The organism is Streptomyces vulcanius, from assembly GCF_042653945.1.
GTDB lineage: Bacteria > Actinomycetota > Actinomycetes > Streptomycetales > Streptomycetaceae > Streptomyces > Streptomyces mangrovi.
The window spans coordinates 278,283-288,933 of the sequence record NZ_JBHSFK010000006.1; the positions used below are offsets into that span (position 1 = coordinate 278,283).

Annotated in this window: 8 protein-coding genes; 5 read left to right on the top strand and 3 right to left on the bottom strand. The window is 71.8% G+C overall.

The annotated features are described in order from the left end of the window. Window positions 1-98 precede the first annotated feature (98 nt). The 3 genes from ACFPIH_RS11960 (at window position 99) to ACFPIH_RS11970 (ending at window position 5,196) form a co-directional block, all read left to right on the top strand. Window positions 99-1,046, top strand: coding sequence for a DUF4232 domain-containing protein (locus ACFPIH_RS11960; protein WP_381174169.1), 948 nt, complete (start codon window positions 99-101; stop codon window positions 1,044-1,046). A gap of 119 nt (window positions 1,047-1,165) precedes the next feature. Next, window positions 1,166-2,635, top strand: coding sequence for a 3' terminal RNA ribose 2'-O-methyltransferase Hen1 (locus tag ACFPIH_RS11965; RefSeq protein ID WP_381174171.1), 1,470 nt, complete (start codon window positions 1,166-1,168; stop codon window positions 2,633-2,635). Continuing rightward, entirely contained in the window at window positions 2,632-5,196 is a 2,565-nt protein-coding gene (locus ACFPIH_RS11970) for a polynucleotide kinase-phosphatase (protein WP_381174173.1), read from the top strand. Before ACFPIH_RS11965 ends, ACFPIH_RS11970 begins: the two co-directional genes overlap by 4 nt. Before the next feature lie 377 nt (window positions 5,197-5,573). Here ACFPIH_RS11970 and ACFPIH_RS11975 read toward each other — a convergent pair whose 3' ends face one another. After that, window positions 5,574-6,482 (bottom strand): NAD(+)/NADH kinase, encoded by a 909-nt coding sequence (locus tag ACFPIH_RS11975; protein WP_381174175.1) that lies wholly within the window; start codon window positions 6,480-6,482, stop codon window positions 5,574-5,576. After that, on the bottom strand, window positions 6,479-7,675 hold the full coding sequence (locus ACFPIH_RS11980; protein WP_381174177.1) for an SPFH domain-containing protein: 1,197 nt from the start codon (window positions 7,673-7,675) through the stop codon (window positions 6,479-6,481). Before ACFPIH_RS11980 ends, ACFPIH_RS11975 begins: the two co-directional genes overlap by 4 nt. Before the next feature lie 140 nt (window positions 7,676-7,815). Here ACFPIH_RS11980 and ACFPIH_RS11985 point away from each other — a divergent pair, with 140 nt between their 5' ends. Then, window positions 7,816-9,039 carry an arginine deiminase gene (locus ACFPIH_RS11985; protein ID WP_381174179.1) on the top strand — a complete coding sequence of 408 codons (1,224 nt, stop codon included), beginning with the start codon at window positions 7,816-7,818 and terminating at the stop codon, window positions 9,037-9,039. A gap of 82 nt (window positions 9,040-9,121) precedes the next feature. Then, window positions 9,122-10,129 carry an ornithine carbamoyltransferase gene (gene argF / locus ACFPIH_RS11990; RefSeq protein WP_381174181.1) on the top strand — a complete coding sequence of 336 codons (1,008 nt, stop codon included), beginning with the start codon at window positions 9,122-9,124 and terminating at the stop codon, window positions 10,127-10,129. Between the two features lie 4 nt (window positions 10,130-10,133). Here the strand turns inward: argF and ACFPIH_RS11995 are convergent, their stop codons facing one another. Then, entirely contained in the window at window positions 10,134-10,592 is a 459-nt protein-coding gene (locus tag ACFPIH_RS11995) for an ATP-binding protein (protein WP_381174183.1), read from the bottom strand. Between the last annotated feature and the right edge of the window lie 59 nt (window positions 10,593-10,651).

Below are 10,651 nucleotides of genomic sequence, written 5' to 3' on the forward strand. Positions count from 1 at the left end.
CGGCGCGGGCCGCGCGTCCGGTCATCTGTGACACGGCTGTGACCGGAACTATGGCTTCCGTCACAGTCGTCCGGGATCACCCCTGATGAGGTGACCGGATGCGCAGACCCCGTCCGACCCGTGCCCGCCGCCCCCGCCTGCCGGCCCTCGCCGCCGTCCTGCTCCTGGCCACGGCGTGCGGATCGGAGCACGCGGACACGACCCGCGGTCCCGGCGCGGCCGTCCCGGCACCCCGCGGCGCGGTCACCGACCCGCCGGTGGACGGCGTACGGATCACCTCGGTCACCATCCCCACCGCTTCCCCCACCCCCACCGAGTCCCCGTGGCTGGTCCACGCGGACCGGCTGCCCGGCGACTCCGGCATCTCCGCCGCCTACCAGGTCACCAACGACGGCGACACCGCCATGACCTACACCGTGATCTTCACCTTCACGACGAGCACCGGTGAGGTCATGGGCTCCAAGGAGGTGACCGTCCCCTCGGTCGAGCCCGGCCGGAACACGAGCGGAACCATCGACCTGGGCGTGCTCGCGCCCGGCGCCTCCCCGGTGACGAAGGTGAAGGTCGCCAAGGTCACCAAGGTTCCCGCGGACGAGGCACCGTCCGAGACGGGACCCTGCCCGGCCTCCGGGGTCCGGCTGTGGGCCGACGACGGCGACGCCGCCATGGGACTGCGCGTGGTCGGACTGCACCTGGAGAACTGCGGAAAGCAGGACTACCCCCTCGACGGCTATCCGGAACTGACCCTCCTGGACGACAACCGCGAGCCGGTCGACGGAATCCGCGTCCTGCACGGCGGCGACAGCATCGCCACCGGAACCGGTTACGACGACCCGCCCACCCGCATCACCCTGAAGTCCGGGGAAACCGCTGTCTCCGGTCTGGTCTGGCGCAACACCACGGAAGCGGGACTCGAGGCCGTCAACGTCCCCTACGTCCGCGTCCGCGCGAAGCCGGGCGCCGAACCGGTCACGGTGGCCCCCGGCCTCGACCTCGGCACCACCGGAAAACTCGGCGTCGGCGCCTGGAAGCGGGCCGCACGGTAAGGCGGGACGATCGCGGGAAAATGCCCGTCCCCGAACACCGTTTCTCTGTACGTTGGAACCGCGCACAAGCGCACGACCAGCGCTTTCGCTCCTTCCGAACCCTTCCGAGGCGACCCACCGTGTTCCTGACGATCACCACCACCGGCACCCCCGAACGCCCCGCGACCGACCTGGGCTACCTGCTGCACAAGCACCCGGAGAAATCGCAGGCGTTCTCCACCTCCTACGGCAAGGCGCACGTCCTCTACCCCGAGGCCGACGCCGATCGCTGCACTGCGGCGCTGCTGCTCGAGGTGGATGCCGTGGCGCTGGTGAGGCGCGGCAAGGGCAAGGGCCGCGGCGGCGCCCCCGACGCGGCGCTCGCCCAGTACGTCAACGACCGCCCGTACGCGGCGTCCTCGCTGCTCGCCGTCGCGCTGAGCGCCGTCTTCTCCAGCGCGATGCGAGGCGTGTGCACCACCAAGCCCGAACTCCCGGGGCAGGCACGGCCGTTGCGTATCGAGGTGCCCGCGCTGCCCGCCCGGGGCGGCCAGGCGCTCGTACGACGCCTCTTCGAGCCGCTCGGCTGGACGGTGACCGTCGCCCCGGTGCCGCTGGACACCGAGTTCCCCGCGTGGGGCGACTCGCGGTACGTACGCCTCGTCCTGGAGTCGGAGACGCTGACCCTCGCCGAGGCGCTGCGCCACCTCTACGTCCTGCTGCCCGTCCTCGACGACGCCAAGCACTACTGGGTCTCCTCCGACGAGGTCGACAAGCTGCTGCGCGCCGGTGGAGCCTGGCTGTACAACCACCCCGAGGTGAATCTGATCACCAGCCGTTACCTCTCGCGCCGCTGGTCGCTGACCCGGCAGGCGATGGAGCAGCTGGAGCTGGTGCGGCTCGCCGAGACCGACGACAGCGAGGTCGAGGAACTCGACAACGCGGTCGAGGCGGAGACGGAGACCGAGGAGAAACCGACCCCGCTGGCCGTGCAGCGCCGGGACGCGATCGTCGCCGCGCTGCGCGCGTCCGGCGCCGCCCGGGTCCTCGATCTCGGGTGCGGACAGGGGCAGTTGGTGCAGGCGCTGCTGAAGGACGTCCGGTTCACCGAGATCGTCGGTGTGGACGTGTCGATGCGGGCGCTGACCATCGCCTCCCGGCGGCTGAAGCTGGACCGGATGGGGGAGCGGCAGGCCTCGCGGGTCGAACTGTTCCAGGGCTCCCTCACCTACACCGACACCCGCCTCAAGGGCTACGACGCGGCCGTGCTGAGCGAGGTGATCGAGCACCTCGACCTGCCGAGGCTGCCCGCCCTGGAGTACGCGGTGTTCGGCTCGGCCCGCCCCCGCACGGTCCTGGTGACCACCCCGAACGTCGAGTACAACGTCCGCTGGGAGTCCCTCCCGGCCGGACACGTCCGGCACGGCGACCACCGCTTCGAGTGGACCCGCGAGGAGTTCCGCACCTGGGCGCGATCGGTGGCCGAACGGCACGGCTACGGCGTGGAGTTCACGCCCGTCGGACCGGACGACCCCGAGGTCGGGCCGCCCACCCAGATGGCCGTGTTCGAGATCGGGAACGTGAACGAGAAGGAGGCGAAGGCGGCATGACCGAGACACAGGTTTCCGAGAACGAGAAGCGGGGGCGGGTCCTGCCCGTCACCGACCTCTCCCTGGTGGTCCTCGTCGGCGCCTCCGGCTCCGGCAAGTCGACCTTCGCCCGACGCCACTTCAAGCCCACCGAGGTCATCTCCTCCGACTTCTGCCGCGGCCTCGTCTCCGACGACGAGAACGACCAGAGCGCGACCCGGGACGCCTTCGACGTCCTGCACTACATCGCGGGCAAGCGGCTCGCGGCCGGCCGCCGCACGGTCGTCGACGCGACCAGTGTCCAGCCGGAGGCCCGGCGTCAGCTGATCGACCTGGCCAAGCAGTACGACGTGCTGCCCATCGCCATCGTGCTGGACGTCCCGGAGGAGGTGTGCGCCGAGCGCAACGCGGGCCGCACCGACCGCGCCGACATGCCGCGCCGCGTCATCCAGCGCCACATCCGTGAACTCCGCCGCTCCCTGCGCCACTTGGAACGCGAGGGCTTCCGCAAGGTGCACGTCCTGCGGGGCGTGGCCGACGTCGAGAACGCCACCGTCGTCACCGAGAAGCGCTTCAACGACCTGACCCACCTCACCGGCCCCTTCGACATCATCGGCGACATCCACGGCTGTGCCCACGAACTGGAGTCGCTGCTCGGCAAGTTGGGCTACACCGACGGCGTCCACCCGGACGGCCGGCAGGCGGTCTTCGTCGGCGACCTCGTCGACCGCGGCCCGGACAGCCCGGCCGTGCTGCGCCGGGTCATGTCGATGGTCGGGTCGGGCAACGCGCTGTGCGTCCCCGGCAACCACGAGAACAAGTACGGCCGTCACCTCAAGGGCCGCAAGGTCCAGCACACCCACGGGCTCGCGGAGACCATCGAGCAGATGGCGGGCGAGAGCGAGGAGTTCCTGGCCGAGGTGCGGAAGTTCATCGACGGCCTGGTCAGCCACTACGTCCTCGACGGCGGCCGGCTGGTGGTCTGCCACGCCGGACTGCCCGAGAAGTACCACGGCCGCACCTCCGGCCGGGTCCGCTCGCACGCGCTGTACGGCGAGACCACCGGTGAGACCGACGAGTTCGGCCTGCCGGTGCGCTACCCGTGGGCGGAGGACTACCGGGGCCGCGCGGCGGTGGTCTACGGCCACACGCCCGTCCCCGAGGCCACCTGGCTCAACAACACCATCTGTCTGGACACCGGCGCCGTCTTCGGCGGCAAGCTCACCGCGCTGCGCTGGCCGGAACGCGAGCTGGTCGACGTACCGGCGGAGCGGGTCTGGTACGAGCCGACGAAACCGTTGCGGTCCGAGGCGCCCGGCGGGCACGACGGCCGGCCGCTGGACCTGGCGGACGTCAGCGGCCGCCGTTTCGTGGAAACCCGTTACGACGGCCAGCCCCGGGTCTCGATCCGGGAGGAGAACGCCGCCGCGGCCCTGGAGGTCATGAGCCGTTTCGCGGTCGACCCGCGTCTGCTGCCGTACCTCCCGCCGACCATGGCCCCCACGGCCACCAGCCGGGTGGAGGGCTACTTGGAACACCCGGCGGAGGCGTTCGCGCAGTACGCGGCGGACGGTGTCGCCCGGGTCGTGTGCGAGGAGAAGCACATGGGCTCGCGGGCGGTGGCGCTGGTGTGCCGCGACGCGGAAACCGCACGCAAGCGCTTCGGCGTCGACGGCCCCACGGGCTCGCTCTACACCCGCACCGGCCGCCCCTTCTTCGACGACGAGTCGGTCACGGAGGAGATCCTCGGACGGTTGCGGGCGGCGGTCGGCGCGGCCGGTCTGTGGGACGAACTCGACACGGACTGGCTTCTGTTGGACGCCGAGCTGATGCCGTGGTCGCTGAAGGCCTCGGGTCTTCTGCGCGCGCAGTACGCGGCGGTCGGTGCCGCGTCCGGCGCCGTCTTCCCGGGCGCGCTGGCCGCGCTGGAGGGCGCGGCGGGCCGGGGCGTCGAGGTCACCGACCTGCTCGCCCGGCAGCGCGAACGGGCCTCGGACGCCGCCGCGTTCACCGAGGCCTACCGCCGCTACTGCTGGACGACGGACGGCCTGGACGGCGTCCGCCTGGCCCCGTTCCAGATCCTCGCCGTCCAGGGCCGCAGCCTCGCCGGGCTGTCCCACGAAGCCCAACTCGCCCTGCTGGACCGGCTGGTGGAGCAGGACACCACCGGTCTGCTGCAGACCACCCGACGGCTGTACGTCGACACGGCCGACCCCGGGTCGGTGCGCGCCGGTGTCGACTGGTGGCTGGAGATGACCGGCCGCGGCGGCGAGGGCATGGTGGTCAAGCCGCTCGACGCGGTCGTCCGCGACAGCACGGGCCGGCTGGTCCAGCCGGGCATCAAGTGCCGGGGCCGCGAGTACCTCCGGATCATCTACGGCCCGGAGTACACCCGCCCCGACAACCTCGCCCGGCTGCGCGGACGCTTCCTCAACCACAAGCGTTCGCTGGCGATCCGCGAGTACGTGCTCGGCCTGGAGGCCCTGGACCGCCTGGCCGGGGGCGAGCCGCTGTGGCGAGTACACGAGGCGGTGTTCGGCGTCCTGGCCCTGGAGTCGGAACCGGTGGACCCCCGACTCTGAACCCGGACACCCCGGCATCCCGCGGCGGCACCGCCGCCCGCTGCGGCGCCGGGGCGAGGGCCTGCGGCTGGTGCCCCGGCGGGCAGCGGCCCGATGTCCTGCGGCGGCAGGGGCGTCTTGGCCTGTGCCGCCGCTGGCTGCGGCGCCGAGGCGCTCGCTTCCGGCTGGCGCCTGCTGAGTCGATCAGCTGCGGCGCGGTGTCCTGCGGCGGTACGGGCGTCTCGCCCCGGCACCGCCGCCCGCTGCGGCGGTGCCGGGGTGAGGGCCTGTGGTTGGTGCCGGCCGGTCAGGGTGCGGTGTCCTGCGGCGGCAGGGGCGTCTCGGTCCGTGTCGCCGCTCGCTGCGGTGCCGGCGCGGTGTCCTCCGGGCCGTGGCGGTCAGCCGATCAGGCGCAGGGCCGTTTCCGCTCGGCCCACCCGGACTGTCTGGCCCCATGTCAACTCCACGGCGTCGCTCTCGATTCCGTCTCCGAAGGCGATGAGCCGTTCGGACTCGACGGTGAGGGTGAGCCGGCCGTCGGCCGGGAGTTCGCCGGCGACCAGGGAGGTGCCGGTCGTCGGGGACGGCCAGGCCTCCCGTACGAACCACACCAGGCGGTCCTCCGTGGGCCCGGGCAGCCGCAGGTCGTCGCGGCCCCGTTCCTGCCAGACCGAGCGGATCCAGCCGGTGGCCCCGGTACCCGTGCCGACCAGCACCCCGGAGGAGGCCTGGGCCTCGACGACACCCCCGTCGTCGTCGAGGCCCAGGCGGTAGCGGGCGGTCTGGTGACCGGCGGCGCCCAGGTAGATCTCGTTGAGGGCCAGCAGCCGCTGGGTGTCGTCGGCGACTGCCTCGACCATGGTCAGCTCGGCCACGCCCGTGCCGGACGCGAGCGCCGAGGGCAGGAGCGTACGGGCCGCCTTCGGGCGGTGGCGGACCAGGACGCCCGGGTTGCGGCCGGGGTCGGTGTCGATGCCCACCACCGGCTGTCCGGCCAGGTACTTGGCGACGTTGGCCACCAGTCCGTCCTGGCCGACCACGACCACCACGTCCTCGGGGGCGAACAGGAACCGGTCCAAGTCCGCCCGCTCCACCCGGCTCTGACGCCAGGTCAGGGGGATCGCCGCCGTCACCTCCGCCAGGGCCCGCCGGGTGCGGTGGTGGCGTTCGGCGACCTCCGCGATGTCGACGGCCCGGCCCCGCGAGCCGAGGAAGAAGGCGGCCTGGCCGTGCGTGCCGTGCCGGGCCACCAACTCCTCGTACTCCGTGGTGCGATGGACCAGCACGGCCCGCGGCGCCAGGCTCACTCCCGCGCTCCCAGCCTGGCGAGCAGCCCGGTCAGCACGTCCGGCGAGACGGTCACGCTGTCGATGTGCGGCAGGTTCTCCGCGAGCCGGGTCCCGGTGAGGGCGTGCAGCGTGGCCACGTCGACCTCGGCGTGCACCCGCAGCCAGGCCGCCTGTGCCTGCGCCCGCGCCTCGCCCACCTCGCGTGCCGCCTCGGCCTCCGCGCGGGCGAGCCGTACGGCACGGACCGCCTCCGCCTCCCCGACCTTCACCGTGCGCCCCGCCTCCGCCACGGCCAGCCGCTCGGTGCGCTGCGCCTCGGCGTCGGCCAGCCGCACCTGCTTGGCCGCCTCGGCCTCGGCCAGCTTCACGGCCCGCGCCGCCTCCGCCTCGCCGAGCTTCACGGCCCGCGCCGCCTCCGCCTCCGCCAGCCGTACCGTCCTGGTCGCCTCCGCCTCGGCGCGTACCTTGTCCGCCGCCGCGCTCTCCTCCGCCTCGCGGCGCGCGTTCGTACCGCGCTGATCGACCAACTGCTCCTCGCGCCGCGCGAGTTCGATCTTGCTGGCCAGTTCGTTCTCGGCGATCGCGCGCTCCCGCTCGACCGCCACCGCCCGCCGCTCGTACGTCGCCCGGTCGGCCTCCTGCTGGATCAGCTCGCGGGCCGGGGTGCGCAGCGCCCGCTCGACCTCCGGCTCCGGGCGCAGCGCGACGACCCGGACCGCGACCACCTCGATGCCCGTGGCGGGCAGCCGCGGTTCCGCCGCGAGCCCCGCCGCGATCCGCTCCCGTACCGACGTCACACCGTCGACCAGCGCCGCCGACAGCGGCGTACGGGCGAGGACGTCCAGCGCGTGCTGCTGGGCCGTCTCGGTCAGCAGCGTGCCGAGCTGCTCCAGGGGCGCGCCCCGCCAGATCCCGGTGTCCGGGTCGATGGAGAAGTCCATCCGGGCGGCGGCCACGGCCGGGTCGCTGATCCGGTAGGTCACCGTCGCCTGTACCGCCACGTCCTGGAAGTCGCCCGTACGGGCGTGGAAGGTCATGGCCAACTCGCGGTCGTCGACCGGAACTTCGGAGAGCGCGGCGGTCAGCGAGCGGAACCAGAAGCTGAGTCCGGGGCCGTCGTGCACCAGCTTGCCGGAGCGGTGGTGGCGGACGTGTGCCGTCGGTGCGCCGCGCAGATGGCGCCAGCCCAGCCGCCGGGTGATGTCGGCCATGAGTGTTCCCCTCCCCGTCCTGATTTCGTCAGTGCGACGATAATAGGGAGGGACTGTTGTCGTCAAGGGGACGAGAACTGGCGGCTGCGGAAACGGTGCCGCAGCGGGTGAACACGGGTCCCGATGGTCAGGATGGAGGCATGGGATTCCATGTCGACTCCGAGGCCGGGCGGCTGCGCCGCGTCATCCTGCACCGGCCGGATCTGGAGCTCAAAAGGCTCACCCCCAACAACAAGGACGCGCTGCTCTTCGACGACGTGCTGTGGGTGCGCCGGGCGCGCGCCGAGCACGACGGGTTCGCCGACGTGCTGCGCGACCGGGGCGTCGAAGTCCATCTCTTCGGCGACCTCCTCGTCGAGGCCCTGGCGGTCCCGGCGGCCCGCACCCTCGTCCTGGACCGCGTCTTCGACGAGAAGGAGTACGGGGTGCTCGCCACCGACCACCTCCGTGCCGCCTTCGAGGACCTGCCCGCGGCCGAACTCGCCGAGAGCCTCGTCGGCGGCATGACCAAGCGGGAGTTCCTGGAGGCGCATCCCGAGCCGACCTCCGTGCGCTTCCATGTCATGGACCTCGACGACTTCCTCCTCGCCCCCCTCCCCAACCACCTCTTCACCCGCGACACCTCCGCCTGGATCTACGACGGCGTCGCCGTCAACGCCATGCGCTGGCCCGCGCGGCAGCGGGAAACCGTCCACTTCGAGGCGATCTACCGCCACCACCCCCTCTTCCGTGGCGAAACGTTCCCCTTCTGGTCCGAGGGGCAGGCCGACTACCCGTCCACCATCGAGGGCGGCGACGTCCTCGTCATCGGCAACGGCGCCGTACTGATCGGCATGAGCGAGCGGACCACCCCGCAGGCCGTCGAGATGCTCGCCCACAAGCTCTTCGCCGTGGGCTCCGCGCAGACCATCGTCGCCCTGGACATGCCGAAGCGGCGCGCCTTCATGCACCTCGACACCGTGATGACGATGGTCGACGGCGACACCTTCACCCAGTACGCCGGCCTCGGCATGCTCCGCTCGTACACCATCGAGCCCGGTGTCGGCGAGAAGGAACTCAAGGTCACCGACCATCCGCCCGAGCACATGCACCGGGCCATCGCCGCCGCCCTCGGCCTCAGCGAGATCCGGGTGCTCACGGCCGTCCAGGACGTCCACGCGGCCGCGCGCGAGCAGTGGGACGACGGCTGCAACGTCCTCGCCGTCGAACCGGGCGTCGTCGTCGCCTACGAACGCAACGCCACCACCAACACCCACCTGCGTAAACGGGGCATCGAGGTGATCGAGATCCCGGGCAGCGAACTGGGCCGCGGCAGGGGCGGCCCGCGCTGTATGAGCTGCCCTGTCGAACGGGGTGCCGTGTAGAGAACGAGGGGCTGTATAGAAATGTCATTCATCGTATAGACTTCCACGGTCCCGTTCTCGTACCTCCCACTGGAGCGCCCCCATGGCGACAGTTCCGACCGCCCTCGCCGGCCGCCATTTCGTCAAGGAGCTGGACTTCACCGGCGAGGAGTTCCGGGGTCTGCTCGAACTGGCCGCCGAGCTGAAGGCCGCCAAGAAGGCCGGGACGGAGACGCGGTATCTGCGGGGCAAGAACATCGCGCTGATCTTCGAGAAGACCTCGACCCGCACCCGCTGCGCGTTCGAGGTCGCCGCCGCCGACCAGGGCGCCGCCACGACGTATCTCGACCCGTCGGGCTCACAGATCGGCCACAAGGAGTCCGTGAAGGACACCGCCCGGGTGCTGGGCCGGATGTACGACGGCATCCAGTACCGCGGCGACAGCCAGGCGAAGGTCGAGGAGCTCGCCGCCCACGCCGGTGTGCCCGTGTACAACGGACTCACCGACGACTGGCACCCCACCCAGATGCTCGCCGAGGTGCTCACCATGACCGAGCACTGCGCGAAACCCCTGAACGACATCGCCTTCGCCTACCTCGGCGACGCCCGTTTCAACATGGGCAACTCCTACCTGGTCACCGGGGCCCTGCTCGGCATGGACGTGCGCATCGTCGCGCCGAAGAGCTACTGGCCCGCCCAGGAGGTCGTCGACCGCGCCCGCGAACTCGCCGCCGACAGCGGGGCCCGGATCACGCTCACGGAGTCGTTGTCGGAGGGGGTGCTCGGCGCCGACTTCGTCGCCACCGACGTATGGGTCTCGATGGGGGAGCCCAAGGAGGTCTGGGACGAGCGGATCGCCGCCCTCGGCCCGTACGCCGTGACCATGGACGTCCTGCGTGCCACCGGCAACCCGGACGTCAGGTTTCTGCACTGTCTGCCGGCCTTCCACGACCTCGGCACCAAGGTCGGCCGCGAGATCCACGAGACCCACGGCCTGGAGTCGCTGGAAGTGACCGACGAGGTCTTCGAGTCCGCCTACTCCGTCGTCTTCGACGAGGCGGAGAACCGTCTGCACACCATCAAGGCCGTGCTGGTCGCGACCCTCGCCTGACCTGTTACGACGGCCGCCACTGTGGCGGCACCGCGGCCAGCCGGAACCACACCGCCTTGCCCTTCTCGGTGGGGCGGTGCCCGCACGACGAGCTGAGGGCGCGGATCAGCAGCAGACCGCGCCCGTGTTCCTGCCAGGGGTCGGGTTCGGCGCCGGACGGACGGGTGAGGTCGCCGGGCGGCATCGGGTCGTGGTCGTGCACCTCGACCTGGCAGCCGGTCGGCCGCAACTCGACCACCAGCTCTATCGGGGCGTCCCCGGCGGCGGTGTGCTCGATGGCGTTCGCCACCAGCTCGGCCGTGAGCAGCTCCACGGTGTCACCGTCCGCCCCGTGCTCCAGCTCGGCGAGCGCCGTACGGACCAGTGCGCGGGCCACCGGCACGGCCGCGGCGGAATGCGGCAGTGCGATCCGCCAGGAGGCGGCCGAGTCGGAGGGGCGATCTTGCAAGGCTAGTCCGTTCATGGCGCAGGGTCCCGTGATCGACATCAGGCGGTCCTGCTTTCAACTTTTCGGGAATGGTA